This is a genomic window from Pseudomaricurvus alcaniphilus, from assembly GCF_011440395.1.
In the GTDB taxonomy this organism is placed as follows: domain Bacteria; phylum Pseudomonadota; class Gammaproteobacteria; order Pseudomonadales; family Cellvibrionaceae; genus Pseudomaricurvus; species Pseudomaricurvus alcaniphilus.
This window is the reverse complement of sequence record NZ_JAAOIX010000012.1, coordinates 67,919-93,935: the sequence shown is the minus strand read 5'-3', so window position 1 is coordinate 93,935 and position 26,017 is coordinate 67,919. Positions and strand designations below refer to the sequence as shown.

Genomic DNA, 26,017 nt, shown 5'->3' with positions numbered 1-26,017 from the left:
CGCTGGTGCCAGTATCCACGGTGTCGTTACCGACACCGGCGATAACGGTTTTGAAACCATTACCCAAATCGATATCGTCGGCGCCGCCGAAAGATTCGTTGCTGCTGGTGATACTGTCGAGCAGTCCACCAGTCCACTGCAATTCGCCGTTGTCACCGAGGATGTAGTCGGTGCTGTTGTCGGTATCGATATCATCGCCACCGACGCCGCCGATCACCACGTTGACGTCGCTGCCGCTGACCCCGCCCAGGGTGATGGTGTCGTCGTCACCCTCAGTGCTGGTGCTCTTCGCGGTTTGCAGGATGTTGTTGGTGTCGTAGTCGAATTCGCCCTCGTCACCGATGACGTAGCGGGTACCGGTGCTGGCGACGGTGGTTAATACTCCGTCCTTGCCCTTGCCGGCGATCACCACCTTGTCGCCACTGCCCAGGGTGATGGTGTCGTCGCCGCCGGTTTCATTGAGCAAACTCTTCATATTGCGCAGTTGCTCGTCACTCGGGCTGCCGACGTAGGTCATGCTGCCGTTATCCCCCAGCACATGATCGGTGCTGCTGGCGGTACTGACGGTAATGATGTCGTTATCGCTGCCGCCGATGACCTGGTTGGTGTCACCGGAGAGGGTGATGGTGTCCTGGCCGCCATTGGTATCCGAGCTGCTGCTCATTGTGCGCAGCGCGCCGGCGTCATAGGTTATCTCACCGTTGTCACCAATCACCCGGTGAATACCACTGGTGCCAGTATCCACGGTGTCGTTGCCGACACCGGCGATGACGGTTTTATCGCCATTACCCAGGTCGATATCATCGTTATCGCCAGCGGCCGGAGCGGTGCTGAGAATGGAAACCAGCAGGCCGTCTGTCCAGCTCACATCACCGTTATCCCCCAGCACCAAATCCGTGCCATCGGCGGATTTGATCCAGTCTTTGCCGCTGCCTCCGATGACCGTGTTATTGCCATCCGTCAGGGTGATATCGTCGTCATCCCCCTCATCACTGTGGCGACTGGCCACCGCTGCGGTCATACCCGCCAGGTAAGTCACCAGACCGTGGTCACCGAGCACCAGTGAACTGCCGCTGTCATCGGTAATGATGTCTTTGTCGGCGCCGCCAATCAGGGTGTCATCACCATCACCACCGTCGATGGTGTCGGCGTTGCTGGTGGTATCGCCAGTCAGGCCCGACATTAATTCGAGGATGGTACCCTCGCGCAAGTATTGATAATTGAATTTCAGGCCGGAGCTATCCTCGGCATCCACAGTGGCGTAATCCACTGTGACCGGGCCAATATTCGCCACCTCCAGGGTCACGCCGCCGACATCCCCCAGCAGCAGGTCATTGCCGGCATGACCGAAGATGATATCAATACCCAAACCGCCGAAGATCAAGTCATTGTCTTCATTGCCGGACAGGGTGTCGTCATGGGCCGAACCGAAGATAATGTCGTCACCCTCGTTGCCTTCGATAGTGAGCTGGAAGCCGGCTTTGGAGGCATCGATGATATCCGCGCCCAGTTCGCCCCTGATGGTGAGCGACGTCTTACTGTCACTGCGCACCGTGTTGCTGGTGACAGTAATATTGTCGTCACCTGCTCCACTCTGAACCAGGGTAAAGGCATCGGCAATTACCCCGTCAATGGAAATATCATCGTTGCCACTACCGGTTTGCAACTGCACACCAGCACTGCCATCAATTTGCTCGAAGCTACCCTTGTAGTGGATTGTTCCCTGGGAGCTTTCCGCCAGCGAGGTATAACCGGTGCGCAGGGCGTTGGTCATAGTGAAGTCGTTATTCGAGCTATCATTGCCATCATCGATCGAGAGGGTGTTCTCTTCCCCATCGGTTCCAGCGTCGATGACCACCGTACCGACAATACCGTCCAGATTCTGCGCTTTGGCCACGGTGAAATCGTCTTTACCATCACCGGTATTGACGGTTACCTCGCTATTGGATTGCCCCAGGCTGTCTTTAATGGTCACCGTATCTTCAGAGTCACCCAAGTGCACGGTAAAGTTCTCAATACTGTCGTAGTCGGCGTGAATACCGCCGCTGTTCAGGCCCGTTAGCGACAACACCTGAAAGCTGTCCCATTCCGTTCTGGTAGCCACCACAGAATTGCCACTCGGACCCGCAGAGAAATCCGCGCTGGAATAAAGGCCAGTGTCAGGATCGGCGGCTATACCAGGTGCAGAGGTCACAATATAGTTATTGGCATAGCTCAATACTTCCGCCACCAGACTACTGGTATCTTCGAAATCCTGGGCAGCATTGGCCCGGGTCTCGCTCAATACCGCAATGGCGACACGACTCAGGTTGCGCAAGAACTTGTACTGCTGATCCAGCGTTTCCTTGAGCGCGTCCAGATCGACATTACTGGCATTCAATTCTGCCTGCACCGCAACCAGTTTTTGGCTAATGTCGCCGATGATGCCTGTTGCATCAGACTGATCAGGGTTTGTGCCCAGCGCTCCCAGGGCAGCCTGATCCGCCTGTGCCTTGAGACTCTTGCTGGTGGCAGCATTGAGATCCGCCTGCGCAGAATCGATTGCCTTTTGAGCCGCGATGTAACGGGCATCTTTACTGTAGGCACTGAAACCCAGGTCGATAGTAATGGAAAGGCCAAAGAAGTAGTTAAAGGTGACCTTGTAATCACGACGCATTTGACTGTCTGGGTCAACCAACGCATCTTTCGCTGCGATCGCTGTATTCAGGCGGTCCTGGAAGAAAGCGACCACCGCGGCATTGTGATTTACTATCGCATCCAGCTCCAGCTTGTCAGCCTGGAGCGAGGCAAGCTGCGCCTTGTATTGGGATTCCAGTTTAATAGAATCCAGCAACGCCACCACGGTGTTTAGCTGGGTTATATTGTCCTGGTAATCTGTTTTAAATGTTTCGAAGTTAAACCCATTTTCAAGATACAGCCTGGCCGTTTCAAACTTGAGGATATTGCGATGCGCCGCGCGGTAATTCTCATATTGTGCAGAATTATAATTATCAAAGTCACCGGCTAAAGCCTGTGCCAATTTGTAAGCACTGACGACGCCTTTAAAGTCGGTATCGTCAAACAGATCCAGCGCCTGTTGCCAGGTGGGATCAGACAAGCCATTGAATGTCGTTGCTGCACTGTAACCAGCTGCGTTAGGTATGGCGTTCCAGAGGGTCTTGATGCTGCCAAGCTCGATGGTTTCAGCGTTGAACTGAACGTCCGCCAGGAACTCTGACCTTAACAGATAAACCCACTTATCCCAGGGATCGGTGGTGCCTGGGGTACCGTCCAGCACCGAACGCAGGTTACTTAATTCTGTGGTGAGCGCATCAATCCTGGTCGCCACATTATCCACTGCGGTGGCCAGTGCATGCGCATCGGCAATGGCATCGTCCAGCGCCGTCAAAGTGGCAGCGCTGGTGCTATCAATCTCACTGGCTATGGTCGCCAGTCGCGCGGGCACACCAATCGCAACATTCTCGATCAATGCAGTAGCTGCTGCCGTGGCACTGCCGCGCAACTTCGCATCGGTGAAGAAATTATCCAGCACCGTATTGGACAGACCATAAGTAGTGCCCGCCGCATTGGTAAAGTAGGACTTCAGCGGCGCTGTGGCGCCTTTCAACTCTGCCCTGAGCGCCTCTAGCTCTTTGTTAGCTGCCAGGGACTGGGCCTTCAGGGACTTGATCGTGGCCAGCTGGTTTTCCAGATGACTATTGACCGGAATTATATAGGTGGTCGCCGTCGGCAATATCTGGTCGAGGGCATTCCAACCACCGTTACCGATCTTGTAACCACTGGAGATGCCGTCACCATAGATACGCATTTTCAGCGGCAGCGTGAGGATTTTAGTTGTGGCGTTATAGTTTGCCAGCACGCGGTTGGCGTCGAAGTCCTGCGGGTTGCCGACACTGAAATACAAGTACCAGGCTGACCAATTGCCTTTGTTAGCGGTCAGCCAGGCGCTGGTGGGCGCAAGCACCTGGTCTTTCCACAGATCCCAGCTACCAAATATTTGCCGCACTGCAGAATCGGCCCGGCTTTCCAGGCGCGCCTCTATTCGAGCTACGGACGCCTCTTTGGTAGCGACGGCATTGCGAGCGTTAAAGTAATTGACCAGGCTACTCTGGAGGAAGGAAGTCAGGATGTTTTGCTGGTCGCTAATGAGGTCGTCTACCTGTGCCTCGAAAGCCGCCTTGGTTGCTTCCAGCGCAGCCTCCAGACTTATGCCCAGCTCGTTAGCCGCCTGCAAAGCAATCGCCTGCAAATCGGCCCCATCCACCTTTTGCGCCACCTCTTCAGCGTAGGCTACCGACTCGGTTTCAAGCTCGGCACCGATAGCGGCATTCTCCGCGGCGCCCTCGGTGGTGGAATCGTCAATGTCCAGTTCGAGGGCATTGGTAACCTTGCTGAGTTTTTCCTGTTGCAAGTCGTGCTGTACGGTATTTTTCTCCAGCACCACATCGGTAGTGCCGGTGAGATCTTCGCTGTGCACTACAATACTGTCGGTACCTTCTTCCCCGAGCAGGAACAGCTCGCTATCGATCTGGTCGACGGTACCCTGGCCCACTGTAAAGGTGTCATTGCCGGCACCGCCGCGCAGGAAAGTCTGGCCGGCGATGGACTGGACTTCGAAGTTATCGTTTTCCGCACCACCCTGAACGAAGGTCAAACCGCTATAGCGATCATTATTCAATATCAGCGTGCTAGCTTCTGTTGCATCCAGATTGAGTTTTATTTCTTCCAGCGCATCGAAATACACTTTCGGTGACTCGCCACTGACGTACACGGTATTCAGTTCATCCGTGCGCGCCACGTTCCAGTACTGCAGGTTATTCGGGTCACTGGAGTCGGTCGGCTTGAGGTATCCCGAACCCAGTTCGACGTCCATTGCCACGGCAGTCACCAGACTCACACCTATGAGGTCGAGAAATGTATCGCCGTCCTTGAAGGTCTCACTGTACTGGGCTTCAAAGGCCAGCTGGTTTGAGCCATTGCTGATGCTGGTTATTTCATACAGGTCCTGAGTGCCAGAGGGGTTGGTAATATTGTAGTTAATGGTATAGCCAGTACCCTGCAGAAAATCGAACAACTGCTGACGCGCAGTGGTGATACTGTCGTCATCTTCCAGGGTATTCTGGAACACAGCATAGGAAACACCGTCGGCAATCGTTACCACTTCTGCCTGGTTACCGGTCAATGCCGCCAGGCGACTGATAAGCCCCGGACCGGTATCCGTATCAGGATCGTTATAACGATCGGTAAAAATTACCTGGTTTTGCAGATAGTCGTTAACCAGTTCCTTGACCTCGGCGATGGCGGCAATTTCCGCGGCAGTCGCATTGGACAGGTCGCGGGTAACCAGGTCAGCGATGAGGTCAGTCTCACCGGCACTATTGGTGCTACTCGTGGTCGGGAAGGTCACCTTGGTGACATCGGTGATGATTTCTTTCTTTAGCAGGTCGCGATCTTCAAAGGTCAACTCATTGGGGCCGGCCTGGTTATTGAATACGATCGTATCTATATAACCGTCCGGATCCTGCACCAGCACCGGGTTGAGGATGCCGGCCAGAGTAGGAGCTGCGGCGACTTTCTTGGTCAGGGTCTGGGCGGGGGTAACCACTTCAAAGGGTACGATTCGGTCCAAATGACTACTGAGCTCTATATCCAGGCCGAAATTAACCGCTGCGGTACCACCCCCTTCGTAGCCATCCACGGTGGCGAAGTCGGTGCGCTTGCGGGTCGGGAAGTTGAGGTCAAACTCCAGTTCCGGGCCACCAAAGTAGATAGTGTCACTGCCGGTACCGGTGTTGATCACCATGTCGGCAACTGCACCCATATCAACACCATAAATATAGACCCGGTCATCACCGGCACCGGTGATAATCTGGATACGTTCAATATTCAGCAGCTCCCGCAGCTTGACGCCCGCGCCATAGATGCGCTGAACGGTCTCCTGGGTGTTGGGGTCTTCTTCGGTAAAGATATAGAACGTATCACTGAGCGCCGTGCCGACAATGGCAACAGAGTCAAATCCCGCACCACCGTCGATCTTGATATTGGCGTTTTCAACGTAGACCAGGGAATCCACGTCCACCTGGCGCACATCATCGTCACTGTCGCTGACTTCACTGTTATCGCCGAAGGTACCGCTGACGGTCGCGACCTTGTTCTCCAGTTCGACCAGGTCTTCGTCTTCGTTCAAGGTTAGCAGGGCTTTGATAAAGAAGGTGTCGTCGCCCTTGTCACCGTATAAACCAATATCCTCCGAGTTATGGTTGACTTCAAAATAATCATTGTCGTCGCCACCATAAATATTCATCTTGAAGGAGTTGCCGTTGGTGACCTCAGTGACGATATCGATTAAGCGGCCTTCAACCGAAACCTCGTCAGTTCCAAGTATTGAGCCAATATAGAATTCATCATCGCCCTTACCGCCGAAGATATCGATTTCCTTGGTGGTGTCATCACTGATCACCTTATCGTCACCGTCACCGGTGTGAATGGTGATTTTCTCCAGCGAGGTATAATTGAGAACCTGGTAATTATTCGGGTCACTCAGGGTGGTTTTCTTCACCGCCATCAAGGCATCGGTATCGTCGAGATCAACAGCGTTGATATCGGCGGCGACGTTATCAAAGTGCGAGATCAGCAGGCCTTCACCTTCTTTGCCCAGTTTGCTGCCAAAGGCGCCAAACGCCGCCAGGGTGCGTGCGTTGATGGTGTCCAGCTGGATCAGGTCGCCGTTAAGCCGATCGCTACTGCCCTTATAGAGCAAGGTGTCATCACCCGTGAGGCCGGTATCATTGAGATTAATCAGGCTGCCGCCGGTCATAGCGGAGGCGACGGTAAAGGTATAAATATCGCCCTCGGCGCCGCCGTCAACCTCGATAATGGCGCCATTCGCCGCGAACTCATCGGACAGGGTAATGGTGTCGCTGTCATCCCCGGTGTCGATACTGATACTGCCGGTCAGCTCTGTCAGGGTAACCTGGTCTTCGCCTGCATCGGTTGTCAGCACCAGGCTGGCGGTAGCGGACGCGGCAATATCGACAATATCAGCACCGCCATTGGTATCCACCAGCAGCGTACTCAGGGGGGCGCTGCTATCGATATTCAATTTATCGGCACCGGCGCCGGTAGTAATAACCAGATCTTCGATGTAGCGGGTTGTGCCCACGTCGAGTTCAGTGTCTGCACTGGAAATCGTATTCAGGTTGAGATCGATATTTTCGAACGAGTTGAGGAAGAAGCCGTAATTCAGGTCCTGGCCGTCCTCACTCAGGGTCAATGTATCGTAAACGACATCGTAGGCATTGGCCTTCGCAGTTACATAGCCTTCCTGGGCGGTTACGGTAACAGCCTGGCTAAAGTCTTCGCGAATCTGGATCAGGCTGGGCAGGAAGAAGTTATTATCATCCTTCACCGTCTGGATATCGAAATAGCCGATACGGCCGCTGTTATCCAGCTTCACCCGGGTTCCGTCTTCAACCGGTGCCTTGATGTCGGTACGCTGGGTTTGGGCAAACGCGGTTTCGATCAGGTTTTTAACATTGGCATCCGTAAAGTCAAAATCAACCATGCCAGTCTGGCCGACCGCGGTGACATAGTCGTTCCAGTTTTCAGCGGTGAGATAAACATTATTTTCCAGTGCCTCAACCCCATCCACCAGGCCATTCACCCGATTGATCGCCACTGCGCTCAACACTTTATCGCCGGCGCCATCGACACTGTAATAGCTCTGGGTATAGTAGGCGTCATTGAGGGAGTTGAGTTGCTGCACATATTCTTTCAGCATCTCAACCTTGTTGGCCGCCAGGTCTTCAGTGGCTGTATCGCCTTCACCGACGAGCAAATTATTGGCGCCGGGCAAACCGAAAGTAACGATTTTCACCAGGGTCGGATCGGCGTTGCCCTGGGTAGTGAGGGCAACAGCCTCCGAGTCGTTGCCATCTTTATCGGGCTTGGCCACCAGTCGATCGAGAAAACCGATGCTGCTATTGGCCAGATCCAATCGACTGTTCCACAGGTTGCCGAGATCGACATCGTACTGCGACCAGAGGTCATCCCGGTAGGAGCGTTCGGCAATATAGGTACTCAACTGCACCCCGGACGAAGTGACCGTGCCGTGACTGTTGGGCAGGTAGACGTTCAATCCGGAGTCACCAATGGTTTCCAGGTTGGCGGTCTTGCTATCGGTATTGACGATATCCAGGGTGATATAGGAGAGCAGGTTGTTCAGCGCTGCGCTGAGGTTATCGAACAGGCTGCCGTTCAGTGTTTTCAAGTCCGCCAATTCGTCACTGTTGATAAAGGCATTCAGTGCGGTCAATGAGAACTGGGTGCCCTCAGGTACGGTGGTATTCGACGGCAGTTGGTCGATCAACTCCAGGCCACGATTGGCAAAGTCCAGCAGTGAATCAAACCAGGCCGCGCGATCAGCGGCAATGGTAGTACCGGAAGTGTTATCCCAGATTACAGTTGCGGCAGCGACAACTCCATGGGCGGCACTGACATCCGTCAGCACCGACTGCAGGGTGCGGTTAAACAGCCCATCCGGATCGGGGTTATTGCCCGAATCCGGCACCACACGGTCGATAGAGATGTCCACGCTAACGTCAACGATTTGATTATTTAGCAGTTTGTCGAGAACGCCTATATCCAGTTCTTTATGCGCCCGAATCAACGCATCCTGCACATCAAAGTGGCTGATGGTGTGGGCGTCGTCGTAGTAATAGTCATCGACCAGGTTGAGGTCATTCTGGGAAACTGTTTCACCGGCCGCTATACGCGCTTCTATTTCGGCAACCACTGAGCTTGCCGGCGGTGTCGCACTGAAACTGAAATCACCCAGCTCCAGGGTTTGCGCCTGCAGGTCAGCAACCAGGGTCGTATTCGCAGCGCTGCTTTCGGCCGTGACGATAACAGAGTCATCTCCCGCCGCCCCGGCCACACGCACTACCCCGGCAATCCGCGACAGGTCGTAACTTTCGGGCAGGTAGCGGGTTTCGGAGCGCTCCGGCAAGGTATCGAAACGGTAGGTGGCAAGGCCTTCGGTGGCTTTTGCGGTCCAGGTTTCCACCTGGTTATAGTCGACGTCATTGGTGGCTTCGACTTTGTAGAACAGGGCCAGCAAGTCCGCCAGCAGGTCGCCGCCGCTGTAGTTGTTCTGGATCGGGCGGTTCATATGCCACTTGTCACCGACTCCGGGGGCGTGGGGCATATTGCCCTTGTTCTGTACCTGGGTGGTGTACAGGCTATCGCCGAGGATATCGTTCTGGCCATGGATATCGATTGGGTCGTGAACGTGGATCAGGTCCCCTGCCAGGGCGTAGTCGACCGCGTAACGCAGGAACTCATCGTAGAGCAGGTCGTCCACCGACAGCTGGCCAAAGCCGCCACCGCGATAACCGTCGATCCAGATATTGTTACCTTTCATCAATTCCAGCACGCCATCGATCGGCAACCGCGCTTGCATCTTCGGCGCCGTACCATTAACCAGTGAGGCATAGAAATTGTTGTTGCCGGAGGAACCCGAATTCAAATAATTGAGCGGTGTAGTGTCGTCCAGCATGGCCCGGATCGCACTGGTGTTCATCTCGTAAGTGGAAAACCTGCTGATATTGCTTTGATCGGTAAATGGAACCTTGCTGGCATCGAAGTTATCGTGCCAGTGCGACCACTGAACCTGCCAAAACAGGAGATTGGTCGAGTGTGTAACCCACTCGTTGTAGGGATCATAAATATAGGTATCGGTATTCTCTACCGCATTGGCGAAGTGATACAGGGCGACCGCAACATTTGCTTCGAGCAGGTTCCAGTGCTCGGGTGTCATGGAGACCTTGGTCGGGTCGGCACCCTCGGGGTACCACTTGGCGTAGAATTCGCGGAAGGCCGCATCTTTCTCGGTTTGGGTCAGGGTGCGACGCGCCAGGCTGATATTGTCCGTGGTCAGGGCAGTGTTAGTGAGGATCTCCTGCAGCACGGTCTGGGTAGCGGTATAGCTGGCCGATGAATCGGGGTAGGTGACTGTAAACTCCTGCTGGGCACCACCCAGGTGCAACGTGTCATCGCCAGAGCCCAGGTTCAATAGCAGGCTCAGGCCTTCATCCAGGCCGTAGAGCCAGACCTGGTCATCACCGGCACCGGTCACCAGCGCCAAACGTTCGATACTGTCGATATTATCCAGTTTCAGACCGGCGCCAAACAGGTACTGCTGGCCGTCATTATCGGTGTAAATATAGAATTTATCTTCCAGCGCTGTACCGGCTATCACTACCGTGTCGAAACCGGAGCCGCCGAAAATTTCGACCCGGTTGTTCTCGATATAGTCAAGCAGGATATCCTTATCGCGCTCGTCAACAGTGCCCTCTTCATCCCCGGCACCGGTGGTAATCTTGCCGCCATCGTCCTCGACAATCTCGTTATCCCGCTCGACTTTATGGGCTTTCAGGAAGAATGTATCGTCACCGGATTCACCAAACAGTTTCAACTCACCGACATTGTGATTGACCTCAAAGTAGTCATCACCGCTACCGCCAAAGAATTCCGCGTTGTAGCTCACACCAGCGGTAATACCATCGCCGATGCCGTCGCCATCGGTATCGGCATCATCGATAATCTGCACCTGCTGGCCATCTACGGTGACGGTCTTGGTCTTCAGTACCCGGCCAATGAGGAAATTATCGTTACCCTGGTCACCATGAACCCTAATCGCAGCCGCAGTATCATCGGCTATAAAGGTGTCATTACCCGCGCGACCATGAATCGATACCCGCTCAGTGGTGTAGTTGTAGTAAACCCGCTGGTAATTGCCCGTAGCACTCAGGTCGCCCGAGGCCCGGGTCTCGGCGGCCGCATCGGCAATATCGGCAGGGTTGGTGAAATCAGAGGCAACACCACCGCTCAGGGTTAAGAGATAAAAGTCGCCTTTTGCATTCTGCACTGCTGAGTCAAAGGTAACCAGCCAGGGGCTTTGCTCGGTGCCGTCACCCAGCAATTGCACCGTGGCATCAATTTGCTGTAGGGCGGCCAGCAATTGCGCCGAATAGCTGTCGCTGCTCTGGGCATCGTAGCTAAACGAGACACTGGTGTCGTGGTAGTTCAGGGTAAATGACTCGCCATCGCTGGCGGTGCCGGCGATACGATTAAACAGCTGTGACTTGTTGATCGGGTTATCGAACATCGAATCGATATCCGGTGCGCCGGCCAGTAACTGGTCCGCAATCCCAGCATCCAGGCGCTGTACAAAGGCGGTGGTTATACCGGTCAGGCTATCGCCGCTGGAGGTCGCCGTCAGCAGCAGACTGGTGTCATCCACATCCACCAGGCTGATACGCCACGGTTTGGTAAAGGTGCCGTCACCGCTGACAGTGGCATCATTGATGCCTGCCAGGGCTTCTATGCTGGCTTCAATATGATCGCGCTTGGCCTGGGTGCTAATACCGCCAGCGGCTGCATTCGGATCGAGGCCACTGCCAATGCTGCCTAAGTCTATCTGGGCCGCGACACCGTTATAACTGAGGGTAGCGGTATCACCGGTCATAACCAGTTCATAATCGGAGGTTGAGACCTCGACATCCAGCTGGATGGTGTCGTCAGCATCGCTGCCCTGCAGGATCACACTGTCGGTATCAATCCCCTGGCCGCTGTCCACAACCCGAACGTTGGATGCACCGCTAAGATTTCCGCTCAGGGTGAGGGTATAGGTGTCGCCGCCTTCGGTACCGTCTAACACTGCCTGCTTGGTAAAGTCGCCGATACCGAAGCTGTCATCGAAAGCGCCGCCGTAAAGGTAGAAGTAGTCGAACAGACCGATACCATTACCGTTAGCATCGGACTCTGTTTCAGTCACCTCTTTGGTTTCGGCCACCAACTCACCATTAATTTCCTCGGTGGTTTTCTTTTCAAAAGTAATCGCCAGGCTGTCATCGGTCAGCACAAAGGTGCTATTGGACGTACCGAAAGACTCAATCAACGTATTGGATGATGCGCCAGTACCACTGTTAACAAACGAATCAATGCCTTCACCACCGGTGACGCGGTTAATGCCGTCGCCCATATCAATATAATCTTCGAACAGGCTGCCGACGATTTGGTCATTACCACTGCCGCCAAACAAGCCCAATTGATTGACTACCTTGCCCAGCAATACATCCTTGCCCGCCACAACATCCGGCCGGTTGGGCACCGCGCCGGCCAGCAAGGTATCATGACCGCCCAGTGCGTCGATGTTGACGGTATCGTTAACCAGCGTACCGGAATTATCCGCCTCGTAATCCAATGTCAGGCTGCGCAGGGTTATCACCACCCAGTCATCAGCGACAGTCTCCTGGGTATGGGTCACCTGCATAACATCGAAGTGGATCTCTTCCAGACCTTCTACACCCCGATTGATAATTTCATTACCCACCACAAACCGGTCGTTGAGACTGTCGGAACCGAAGATACTGATGGCGTCGACCTTATCGTCGACAATGATGCGGGGGTCCAGGAACCAGTCTTTGGCCCCGGTTTTTTCCGCAATTCCCTCGGCGTTGAAGTCCCAGACATCTTTCAGGATTTGACGCGGTAACTCACGTTCAACAACCTGGAACGCCGACAAAAACTCGCCGGTCGTATTGGTGTTGGTCTCAAAATCGAATACCGCGGTATTGCCAGATTCAGTCAGGCTAATCCATTCACCGTTTTGCTGCAGTTGCTCAACGGTTTTCATATAGCTGATATTCGCGGTGTCAGAGACGTTGCTGATATCTTTGGCGGCCGTTTCATAAACCGGCTGCAATACGAAATTGAAATATTCGTCCTGTCCAGCGAGCATAGTGAGGTGCAAAACCCGCTCCGGCGCTGAGCTATCAAGGTCGACAAACTCCGTCACTGTGACCTGTGGATCGGTACTGGCAATGGCCTGGTCAATGGTATTGATATAGCCCGCCGCCAGGTTAAACGCAGAGCCATTGAGCAGCTGTGTTTCTGTTACCTGCTTCGCTGTACCATTGTTATAACTGAGCAAATAGGTGGTGAAGCCGGAGGGAATACTGATCGCTTGCTGTACATTCTGCTGAATCGCGTTGCTGATTTGAATGGTGGTGGCACTGCCGTCGCTGCGGGTGCCCGTCAGCTGAAAATACTGCTGGTCGGCCAAAGCCTGACCCAGATCGACACGCCAGCCGCCGTTCTCCTCAACCACCACGATGTTGGCAGCGGTTGCACCAGTTAATGCCGCAAAGGCGGTTTTCAGCTCGTTCGCATCCTGCACATCTGCAATAGCGATGGAATCCACGGTATTGCTACCGGCTTTCAATTGCAGCGTAATGCCTGTAATACCGGCCATAGCTGGAATGATAAACTGTTCGACATCCTGGAAGTTCTCCGCCGCAACCCGATCGAAGATGCGCTCTTCCGAAACCAGGCTGTACTCCTGCCACGGCAATTCAACCACCAGGTTGTCCGGCAGCGCACTGTAGGCGACCGCCTGCATGCCGCCGGCATCGGTGGCAAAACTGATCTGCCAGTTGCCATTGCCATCATCGACCACATCTACATCGGCAATATTGATCTTATTATTGAGTGCAATATCGGCTTTGATACTAACGTCGGTCGAATTGTTGTCGATGGTGATAGTTTGCAGCGTTGCATAACGTACCTGCCAGTCGACCCCGCTATCAGGATCGGTATCGATTATCGATATTGATTCAGGGATAACATGGGCGAGTGCCTCAATTTCAGTTCTAACCTGGGACTCTGTCTGGGTCGAGGCAGCCCGGTTTTCGACGACCTCGGTATAAAGCTCAATTGACCCGGCCCCTTGGGCCAGGGTCAGGTCGAATGCCTTGCCAGTGACGGCAGCGGTGGTATCACCCAAATAGGTGCTGATATCCACAGCGTTTTCGGTGGCTTGCGGTTGGATTATCTGCAGGTCAAATGCCAGTGGATTGGCAACGCTGACCTGCCACTTGTCTTTGACAATAGAGACCGAAGTATCCTGGCCAATGTTGAGTGCGCTCAGTGCCGCATTGATGCTGACCAGATCTGCGGCCTCATCGCCGCTGAGATCGATACTCTCGGGAGCACTACCGTTATAGCTGAGGGAAACGTTGGCGGCATCGGCCGCGATGGCATGGGCGAAGCTGTACACATAAGCCCCGACTGGTGTGGGCAGTGCGGTGCTCAGGTCAGCCCCGTCGGTGAACTGCAGCGGCTTTTCCAGGGCTCCCGGCACCGAGAATGACCAGTGGCTGCCGTCATCGCTAACCACCACATTCCTGCCGGTTAATTGCTTGATTGCAGCGGCGACATTGAGCAGGTCAGCGGCATCGTTGCCGGAAAGGTCGAGCGCCTGGTAGCTGCCCCGATAAAACAGGTAATCCGCCTCATTATCGATGCTGTAGGTAACCGTTTCTGCCGGGGCAATGCGCTCAGACACTGTCCAGACCGGATTGCCATTGCTCTCGCTTTGCACCGGCTTGATATTGCCACTGGCACTGAAGTTATCCAGCTGTGTCTGCAGGGCAACCGTGGCTTTGGTGTAGTCCGGCGTGGCGCTGGCCTTGGCTTCTTCCACCAGTGCGCCAACGGTCGCCAGTGACGCGGTCTCGTTGCCGTATTTAAGACTGGCACCGCTCATCCAGTCAGCCCAGCTGAGGCTGCTGCCGCTTAACAGCGACTCGATAGCGACGACGGGTTCATTGTTTTCGAACAAGTAACTCACCGAACCGGCACTGAAGCCGGTGGCGCGGTAGAAGGTATCCACCACACGGGTATCTTCGATGCTTTCCAGCACCCCATTGTAGTCCTGGGTCTGGTAGCTGTAGGCCAGCGTATCGGTAGCCCCACTAAAGCTCCAGGCGCCATCGACAATGGAATTGCTATTGGTGTCTACATAGAGGTCGGATACGCTAATGCCGGCAAACTCACTGTTGCCATCCAGCACTGCCTGCACCTGTTCTGCCGTCATCCACGAGTAAACGTCTACAGAGTTGCTTGACCCCAGGCCGTAATTTATCGACGCATTATCCTGGTAGCCGGCATACAAGGTAATTCGGTCCAGCCCCTGGCCCACTTCAATTTCCTGGGCCTGCGATGCCTGGGTTGACGCTATATAGTGACGGGTCAACTGTGGATCACCATTTGCATCGTACAGGTAATCGCCGGAAGCCAGGCTGGCACGGTAGAAGTAATCCGCTTGCTGGGCGTTCATGCCACCATTGGCGACCGCGGTCGCGGCCTGCTCGGTAACGCCGTTATAGCGCAGGCTCAAAAACTCATAATTGGCATTAAGGTCGACATCAACGCCCAGTTCAGCCAAGTCGATAATCCAGCGCTCCTGACCACCGAATTCAGCCTTGTTCAGTTCGTCGGCTTTGATATTCAACTGCAGCGCGGTATTCAGCGCGGCCGCAATACCAGCGGCATCAAAGCTGGAGATATTGATTTCCTGATCCATGTAAATCAGGGTAACGCCAGTAGATCCGTCGGCCACAAAAGGCAGGAACTGCAGGTGATTATCAGCGCGGGAGGCAAATTTGTTGTTGTCCGCATCCCGGTCTGCATAGAATTCGGTTTTCAGGGTCGAGCCGGCATCGACATCGATGGAACGCAGGTCGGTAGCGATCACATCGTCTATCATCAGGGTGTCGCTGCCATCTTCCAGCGCCAGCGTCAGTGCTTCGACCCCGGTCAGGGAAATATGATCGACTGTATCACTACTGTCCGCAGGGTCGACTGCCTTAATGGTGGCCAGATCTTGCGGGGAATTTCCCGGGGCGTAATCAACCGCCAGCACTGCCGCACCGGAATCAGCAAAGATATACACACCCTGGCTGGTGCCGCTATCGCTCTGGTCCTGCAGGGTTGCAACCAGGCGATCATCGCCAGTGCCCCCATCCACAACCAGGTTTGTGCCCGGCTCATACAGCCACTCGATAACATCGTCACCCTCGTCCGCCAGCACCGTACCGGAGCTTTCCCGGGCATCGATAATATCGTCCCCCAGACCGGCATCGACATAGTTAGCGCCGCTTCCACCATTGATATCGTCGAAGCCCTTACCGGCAAACACAGTATCGTCACCGGCGTCGGTCCTGATCAGGTCACCGTGACGGTTTTGCAGAATCACATCGGTAAGCAGCAGGCCCGAGGCGGACAGAGTGCCATCCGCCATATAGTCCTGCATATCCAGCGGCGTTCCGTCCGGCTTGTAATAGACACTGAGCACCTTGTTATGCAGCTCCGGATCGTAGCCGTTAAAGTAGGTGCCCACATGGACCACGGCATCGTCAGACTTGTTGCTGTAGACCAGGGCCACGGTTTCATCACCGCCTTCCACATAGTCTCTACCGCCGTAACTGAAGATGGCATCCATGCCGCCTTTATCGGCTGGAGACTGCGCTTGCACACCCGCCAATGCGGTACCACTGGTATTGATGGCACCACTGCCAGCGGCAGCGGTTTGTGCGGCGCTGATAAAGTTGTCTATCTGGTTTAAATCAAAATTATTGTCACCGAAGATAAAGTCGGTGTTGTCGCCGCCCATAATGGTATCGTTGCCAGCGCCACCAAAGGCGGCAAACAAACTGTAGTTACTCTGTTCACCATCCAGGCGCAGGCTGTCGCTGCCGGTACCACCCAGGGCAAATATATTGGCAGTAATCGCCGCGGCCACCTTGATCCGGTCATCGCCGGCACCGCCGTCAATAACGATGCTGCCCATGGTGTCGTCAGCGCTGCCATTGATCGTGACAATGTCATTATGGTCACCGGTGTCGATGGTGATTTTACGATTGGCATCGCCATTGGCCGCTTTGCCATCAAGGTTAATCTCAATCAGGTCGTTACCGTCACCGGTGGCCAGGTTGATAAACTGCACATGGCTGTCGACATTACTGATCCGGTAGTGATCATCGAACTTGGTGCCGGCCGTGGAAATGGTGGTTATCTCACTGGCCTTGTAGACTTCAACCCGCTGGCCGGTACTGATCACCAGCAGATCATGGCCATCGTAGCTGCTCAAGCGAGTGGTCAGTTCGCGCAGCTCAGCGGAAGTGTAGAAATCGAAATCCAGGAAGCCCTGGCGGAACAGGGTTTCAATGGTCCAGCCACCGGTATTGTCTGCTGCATCCAGTTGTTTCACGGTGTATGCGTGCTGGCCGCCGGAGTCGCTGCCGGAGTACTTCAGCTTCACCTCACTGCCAGATTTTTCCGAGATATGCTCTGGCGCAGCGTGTACACACTCCCATTCGAAGGTGGCAATGATCTCGTCGACAAAGCGCTCCCTGGCTTCAAAAATGGTAATTTCGGAGAAGCCCAGATCGACACCAACCCAAAGGAAAGCTTCGAGAAAGACCGACAAGGAGCCATGAATATCAAACAGGCACTGCGGACCGTGGCTGATGCGATCAATCAGTTCGGCGCCGTACATCTTGCCGTCGCCAATGGGGAAGCCATTGTCAAACTGGCTCAGTTTGTCATTCAGGTCGAATCCGATCAGGGCTTCAAGGCCCCCTTCCACACCGGCTTCCACCAGGCCACCCAGCCCCAGGGACAAGCTTGCTGACAACGCCGCCCTGAGAGTAATTTCATCGAGGTCACCGGCGGTGTTTTCCAGACCGTGATCATCCAGGTAAAAACCGTTCATGATGCGCCAGATTTCCGAGGTGGCGTAGTCGGCCTCCTGGAACTGGATAAAGCCCGAGGTATCAAAGCCGAAGTCGAAGTTGGTCTCGACGCCAACACTGCCGCCGATACCGGCGTTGAGGCCCGGAAATACCGGGAAGGATTTTCTGTATTCAAACTCAAGGTCGAGGTCCGGCAGATCGTACCAGAACAGATCCACCGGCTTGCCGGTAATCAGGCCCAGGATAGTGGAGGGGTCTTCCAGAATGGGCAGGCGGAAACTTTTCTCACCGCTGCTATCCAGACCTTTCTGGTCGGGTCCTTTGCTGGCTTTTTTGGTGGAATCCGAGCCGCCAGTGGGCGCGCTGCGGCTACTGCCATCCTGGGCTTTGAGATCACTGCTGGACGGCTGCGAATCCGGGTCGCCCAGGAACGCGTCGGTAAGATAGAAGTCGCCGAAGTTAATTACGCCGCCGACACTGTCGAGGGAATCGATAAACTCCAGCGTGCTCTTGAACACATTGATGACTTTCTTCGCCGTATCCACGGTTTTCGCTGGCAGCTTCAGGTAGGCCATATCGATCAGCTGCAACTGGGCGATGCCGAGATCAACTTCTAACGTCAGCAAATCGATCACCGGACGGGTCGGCTCGATGATCTCCTTGATCACATTCAGCGACTCGCCCAGGAAGCTGCCCATCACGGAGCCAGCGTCCAGGGTTACGTCACGCAGCACGACTTCTGGATCACCCATTTCCAGCTCAAAATCGGCACCGGGTGACCAGCTGGCGTCGCCCAATACCTGGTTGTACTCAATACCGGCGGTCATTTGCGGCAGGAAGTCGAACAGCGTCGAAGCCGTGGCCTGCACATCTGCAGCAGCGACGGCGCCTGCATTTACGGTAAGCGTTGGAGTTTCACCAAAGGTGAGACGACCATCTGCGCCGCCGTCCAGGTCCACCCCCAAATGGCCCGCGAGGCTGGCGTTGCCTAACAGGTCCATCTGCAGGAAGCCGAGGGTGCCGGTGATGGGCGTGTTGCCGGTATCCAGTACCGCCAGCACATCCATGGCGATTTCCTCGCCATCTTCATTGACCCCCGAGGTATCCAGGAACACACCGTCGCCGAGACTGAGACCAAGCCCCAGCCCCAGCAGGTAATCCAGGCTAACATCGATATTGGCATCCGCTTCCAGGCCGAGACCGGGAATGCCGACCGAGAAATCAATGGGCAGGCCGACCGGGTCTACGTTCGAATCCACCACAGTGGTATTGGTATCGTTCTGGATGACATTGCCGGTATTAACATCCAGCACCACCTGCACATTGTTCTGCCAGGCGACAATATTGCCGTCGGAATTAAACTCCAGTTTTTCGCCGATCAGGGCGCCGCCAAACAGCAGGTTAAAGGTCAGTTCGCCGGCGTCGTTCAGCACCAGCTGAATGTCGTCGGCACTCTGCGGCCGCTTGGTCAGCAACTTGCCGTCAGTGCCATACTGGTGCTCACCGTTGTCATCGAGGATGGGTGTGACGAAAGACAGCAAGTCACTGTTGATACCCGAGAGGCCGTCGAACAGCTCCTGGCGCAAGAGGCCCAGAATTACCGCCGAGACCTGGGTTTCGTTGTTGTCGATCATCTGCTGCAGTTCATACTGCAGACCGCTGCTGCCGTCACCCAGTACCAGGCTGCGGATATCGCGCAGGCTGCCGGCGAGGGAGTCAAACTGGGCGCCGCCAATCAGCGGCAGCTCAATGGCATCGATAGCGCCGGCAACATCATCAATACCATCAAAGAAGCCACCGAGGCCATCGAGCAGGTTCTGCGGGTTGTTCAACCAGCCCAGCAAGTCGAAGCCGCCGAAATCGGGGGTGATGATCAACAGGTCGTCGGTGGTAAAGCCGCCGCCGTCGATACCAAAACCAAAGGCGGCGTGCAGTACATTGTCGCCAAAGCCATCGCCATTGAGATCCGCCTCGGTGCCGCCCATAGGCAGGAAGCCGACCCCGGCATCGGTAATGCCCATAAAGATGGGCAGCTCGATACTGGCGTTACCGCCAGCGGATGCGTCGAAAGCGCCAGCGCTCAGCTGGTTGAGGTTATAGCGGCCGTTGCTGCTGGCGTTGAGACCGAGGCTGGCGTTGGCACTGGCCAGCGCCACGCCACCGGCAATCACAAAACCGATATCAATGGGTAGATCGAGGGTGGCTTGGGCATTGAGGTTGTCGCCAGTGACCGTGGCTTCGATATCGATGCCGGTGTCATCACCCAGGTAGACGTAACTGGCCAGGTCGGTGGAGCTATTGCCGAGCAGCGCCTTGGCGTATTCCTGCAGTTCAACATCCAGGTCAAAGTTCATATCCAGAATGGCGTCGACTGCCAGCTCGCCGCCGGCGGCGATGGTAACCGCGTCACCGAGGAAATCGAGGCCCAGGTCGGCCAGGTCGATATCGAAATCCAGCTCCAGGTTGGGCAACAGATCCGAGAGACTGAAATTAAAATCGAAGTCTATGCCGAGGCTGAAACCGTCCCAACCGAGATCAAAGCTGGGGAAGGCGGGAATGGGCCAGGTGTCGGGCAACAGGTCGTCCAACAGGCCATTCAACCACGCTTCCAGACCCTGTAGGCCGATACTGGGGTCAATGCCACTGAGCAGATCGCGCAAGTCAGCGAGCATATCCTCGAGCCCGTCGATACCCGGCAACTGACCGAAAATATCGTCCAGGGAGATATCGATGCCCGGGATTTTCAGGTCAAAATCGAAATTATCCAGCAGGAAGTCGAGCCCGTTACTGAGCATGGCCAGCAGCTGGTCCAGGCTGATGGAGCTGAGGTCGAAGAGATCGCTCAGGTCCGGCAGTTCCCAGTTCATGTTAACAGCGAAAAAGTCGATCAGGTCGGACAAGCTGCCGATAGATGGCAGGCTCGGTGTTGACAGGGAGATAACCGGCAAGGAAGGCAGATCAATACCCAAAGCGCTGGTATCAACGACAATTGGCAAGTCTGCGGTAATTCCCGTATCGGTATCTGCTGAAAAGCTAAGCAGCGATTCCAGTGTCGTAAGGGAATTAAGCAAAGTGGTTTGACTGATTATACCGTCAGCTGCCAGTGCAAGCCCCAGCTCCAGAGCCACAGCCCCCTTCGGGTCACTGCCGCCGGGCCCACCGATGGCCGCCTGGATTAGCCCCAGATTCATACTCGCATAGAGTTGATCGTCAAAGATCGACACATCAAAATTTAACGCCGGGTCAGCAATATAGTATTCAGGTGTAGCATCGCCTGCCGTCGACTCAACGATACCCAACGCGAAGTCAAAGCTGGCTGTAGCTGTTACATTTGGAGAAAGGTTTACATCTACACCAGGAATCTCACTTAGCGTGGAACCCAGGTCGAGGTCTAACGACTGAGTTCGGGTTGCCAGCTCAAAACTGGCGCCTACTTCCAGCAAGCGGGTATTAGGGGTGATGCTGAAGAGTTTATTACCGGTGACCAGGCCATCATCAGTCAGGCCTAGCAGCGTATCGGTATCTGAATCTGCACTATCGTCATTTACCGTAGCCGCAGCATCTCCCCAAAACGCGGTTTTCATCGCTGCGATGCGGATATCCAGTTCCGCAACTATTGTTGTTTTAAGCTCAACAATTGCCGCACCAACATCAGCAGCCGTGCTCGACAGCAAACTGGCCAGATCATTACCCTGGCCCAGCAGCGGAACATTAAAGCCCAACACATCGGTCAGTTCGGTGAGCGTTGCGGTTTTTTCAACAATCGCTTTAAAAGCTTCCAGGCCTGCGATCAGCTGATCTTGCATAGCCGCGGTGAGAATTACATTGGCCTGCTCAAGGGTATCGGTGTCTTTCAGACCAGTGAATTTTTCGACATTAAAACCTGCAGAGCGGGTTGCGGGATCAGCAGCCGCCGCCAGAGTTACGGTATTCGCTGTCGGGGAACTGTTATCAGTGACAGAAATTCCCCGCTTAACCGCATCAACGATCGCTACAGCGGCTGCATCGTCGCGGCCGATATTGACGGTCAAATTTTCAGTAACAGCGGAGAAATCCAGCGCATCGGTGCCTTCATCCAATGCTTCAACAATATCATCCTGGCCCCAGCCGGAAGCAAATTGATAGGTATCGTCGTCGGCACCGCCATCGAGTGTGTCGTCGCCATCACCGCCGATGAGGATGTCGTTGCCGTCGGCTCCCGTCAGGCTATCGTCGCCGGCGCCGCCATCAAGCAAGTTGGCACTGCTGTTGCCACTGAGGGTGTCGTTTCCGGCACCGCCGATCAGGTTGACGATTTCGCTGACCTGGGCAATGATTTTACCGGCATCGCCGTCCAGGGTGACGTCGCTTACACCGGCGTCGTCGACCCCCAGGTCGGCAAATATGTGAAAACTGGAGTTGGTAAAGTTGGCAAAGCTGGCGGTGTCGCTGCCGCCGCCACCGATAATGGTATGTGCATCATCGCCGTCCGCCCAGCGGCCCACGTATATAGTGTTATCCTGGTCGTCACCGATAATGATATCGCCGCCGCTGGCAAAGGAACCATAGACATCGCCGATACCGGCGATACTGCCAAAGCCAGTCGCCGTACCGGCGTTGACACCATTTGAGTTGGTATCCGAAAGGTTGACATTGACACTACCGGCATAGCCATTACTGCCATCGGTGCCATTGTAATAATCCAGGGTATTAGCCCCATCACCCGCATCCAGGTCGCCACCAAAACTGGCCGCGGCGGTAACTGTGACAGTGTCGTCACCAGCGCCGGTATTGATGTCCCAGTCGCTATTGGCATTCGCAATGGAAAGCGTGTTTTTCACCACTCCACCGGGCAGGGTGACTTTCACATCAATATTGGCGCCAGTGCCGCTCAATGGATCACTGAGCACCACCTGCAGGTCTTTCTTGATGGCAGACAGCTCGAGGGTGTTGCTACCATCGTTATCGGTGATGGTATCGGTCTGGCCCAGCGGCTGGCCGATATCGATTTTGGTCCATGACGATTCAACTTGATAAGTGTCGTTGTGGCCCTCACCTTGCAAGGTATCGCTGCCCTTGCCGCCGATAAGGGTGTCCTCTCCATCACCGCCTTTAAGCACATCGGCGCCGTCGCCACCACTCAGGGCGTTGTTACTGGCATCCCCGGTCAGCTCATCGTCATAGTCACTGCCGATCAGGTCATTGATATTGCTAATCCCGCCCACTACCAGGGCGGTATCCAGGGAGGCATTGGCGGGGTCAACGACGGCCTTGGCGGTGCCCGCCAGGTCCACTTTAACGCCATGACCACTGCCGCCATCGTAAGCGGAAAAGTCCAGGGTCGCGCTGCCACTGCCGGAAAAGCCCTGCAGGCTGCCGCCCAGCACAGGGGCACCTTCGAAACGGTACTGATTATCACCCAAGCCACCGACCAGGCTGTCAATACCGCTGGCGACCACCTTGTACTGCTTGCCGCCAACCACCGTGGTCACGGTCACCTGGGTGACACCCGACTGCTCACTGATGACAAACACCAGGTCACTGGTGACAGCGGAGAAATCCAGGCTGCCCAGTTTGCCGCTGGCGCTGTGGGTATCGTCAATGTTGATGCGATCGGCGTAATATTTATTGCTATTGACGATGCCTACGCCCCAATTATCCACAAAGGTGTACTTATTTTCGCCTTCCCCGCCCACCAGGTTTTCGATATAGGGGAAGCTGTCGGCGGCGATGCTGAGTTTGTTGTTGCTGCTAACGGTTTCTTTCACGGTCAGTGCCGCAGCACTGACCGTCAGGGTCAAGTCACTGGTGACCGGATTAATGGCACCCAGCGCTGGTGAGGTTTGCGCCGCCCGACCGGCAAAGCTGACCGTGTCCGTGCCCTCCTTGCGGGCCTCGATAATGTTGTCCAGGCCCAGGCCTTCGCTGATGTAATAGGTATCATCGCCCTTGTTACCGGCGAGGCTGTTGGTGCCGCCACCACCGCTGAGCACATCGTCGCCCCGGCCGCCGGTCAGGGTATCGTTACCGGCCGCGCCGAGAATAACGTCATCACCGCCCTCACCGGACAGCGTCTGGCCGCCCGCCGTAGCCTGCAGCAGATCCTGCTTACTGCTGCCAAGCACCTGCCAGGTGCCGTTAGTGGCTGTCGACAGGGTGCCCCCGATCCCGGCAACCGCGCTTGAGTTGATCTGGTCGATGGTCTGGCCAAAGCCGCTGTAGTCGAGGATATTGACGCCAGCCCCGCCCATCAAATTGCCGCTGATCTGGGCTCCCGCCTCAAACCGGAAGTGGTTGCTGCCCGAGCCCGCAGTAATATTATCGACTTGTTCGATAATGGCGCGGTGGCCACCCGTGCGGGTGTCGACGTCGGCTACTTCTACCTTGCCATTGGCCTTGATGGTGAAATACAGGTCATCCGAAACGTTGGAAAAATCGAGGCTGACGCTAGCCGAGGATTTTGCTTCCACCACTATTTGTGTCGCCCAGTCGTTGCGAAAGACGAAGCTGTTGCTGCCGCTGCCAGCCACCAGCTTTTCAACGTGTTGCACGCCGGAGATGGTCTGGCTGCCGTCGCTAATATTCAGGTTGGGGTTATTGATGTCGAAGGTCAGGGAGCTGGAAACCTTGCTGAAATCCAGTGTATCACTGCCCTGGTTGAGCAATTCGGTGATGGTTGCGCCGCCCCAGTTACTGCCGCTGAAGCGATAGGTATCGTCGTCCTCACCGCCGACCAGAATATCGGCGCCGCCGTTGCCCTGCAGGGTGTCATCACCGGCGCCGCCGGAGAGGTTATCGGCGACGTCACTGCCGCGCAGAATATCGTCGTTTTTGCCACCAAACGCCTCTTGAATACGCTTGATGCCGCCCACGGCAAAGCCGTCGATAGCGGAAGCCCGGCCAGTGTCCGCCTGGCTGCCGACGGAGAAATCGATCGCCACTTCATTGCTGTAGCTGTTGCTGGTGGACGTATATTTGAGGGTGTTGGTGCCGCCACCGCCGTCCAGTTCACCGGCAAGTTTGGCGCCCTTTTCGACGATAAAGGTATCGTTCTGCTGCCCACCAATGATGTTTTCGATATGGGTGGCGGTAATGGTATGGGTACCATTACTCACCTGCACCACATCGCCTTTCTTGATGGTGATGGTGAGCGCCTGGTTGACACCGGACAGGTCGAGGGTATCGTCGCCCTCGGTCTTGTTTTCCGTGATGGTGATATTGCCGCTGATGGTGTCGATATCGTAGGTATCGTCACCCTTGAGGCCCGCCAGTGTACCGCTGCTGGCGGTCAGGGTGTCGTTGCCATCGGTGGGTGTATTCAGTGTGCCGTGCAGGCTGGAACTGATAAAGGTACTGGTTTGCACCAGGCCCACAGTCTGCTCCAGCTCCCAGTCCGCCGCCGCTGTATTACCGGTGGCATCATCGGAGGCCGCCACATCGGCGCCGGTCAGTAGCGCCAGTTGCTGCACAAATTCCAGCCCCTGTTCACCGTTGGCCACATCACAACCGTAAAGCAACAGGTCACCGTCATCGCTGAGCGCATTACCCCAACGCTTTAACTGGGATTGATTGGTTTTTAACTGCTGGGAAGTGAGTTTGCTGCTGCCCAGGAACAGGGCTCCGGCGGAACCGTGGCTAAGCAGGTGCACGGCAGCCACGCTTTCGAAGTAATCGAGAATACTGCTGATTTGCTCGACCCCATCGCGCTCGCTGTCGAGCACGAAGACCTTGATATCCCGGTCGGCATTGAGCGCCAACTGCTGCGGCAAGCTGGCCGTCAACAGTTTTGCAGTGTGGTCGTCGCCGTCTTCCGGATCTGCTTGCGTTGCAGCGCTGTCGAGAGACGGTAGTTCAGCAGAGGTCGCGCCCAGGTTACTGATGGTGTCAGCGATGGCGCTGGATTCCGCGTTGACCAGGTCGCGGACCACCGACTCCAGTTGCGGCACGGCGGCATCGACAATAAAGATTTGTGCTGCCTGCATACGCTGCAGCAGGTACAGGTCCGCCGCCGTCAGGGCGGGATCCGCTGCTACTGCAGAATCTTCTGTAGCGGTAGTTGCGGTGGGGCTCTCGCTTGCCGCTGTGGCCCCGGACTCTGCTTGCTGTGCTGCAGCGGAGCTCTCCGCACCAGCTGCTGGCGCCACCTCCGGCTCATCAGTCGCCGCTGCAGCTGCGCCTGCAAGCGCTTCGGCCAGCCGCGTGAGGCTGTCATCCACCGCGATAATCTGTGGCTCGAACTCACTGCTGTCAAAATTGGACAGCTGCAGTTCCGCACTGATGACTTCCGTGGCATTGGCGTCGTCCTGCTGTTCGAGATCGGCGACGGTAATGCCGAGATCGGCCGAGAGCAGAACCCGGTTTTCCAGCGCTTCCAGCTGCAAGTTCTGCTTCTTCTTACTCGCCTTGCGGGCTTTCTTGCCCCGCCTGAAAAAGGTATTCAT

Annotated in this window: 1 protein-coding gene (only partly in view); it reads right to left on the bottom strand. The window is 55.4% G+C overall.

The genetic code is table 11. The features are described from left to right. A protein-coding gene (locus G8764_RS19680) for a DUF4347 domain-containing protein (protein ID WP_166167091.1) crosses the window boundary here: on the bottom strand, positions 1 to 26,017 show its 5' portion. Its footprint begins 7,199 nt before the window's first position; 26,017 of the gene's 33,216 nt are visible here — the first part of the coding sequence; its start codon is at positions 26,015 to 26,017; its stop codon lies off the left edge, out of view.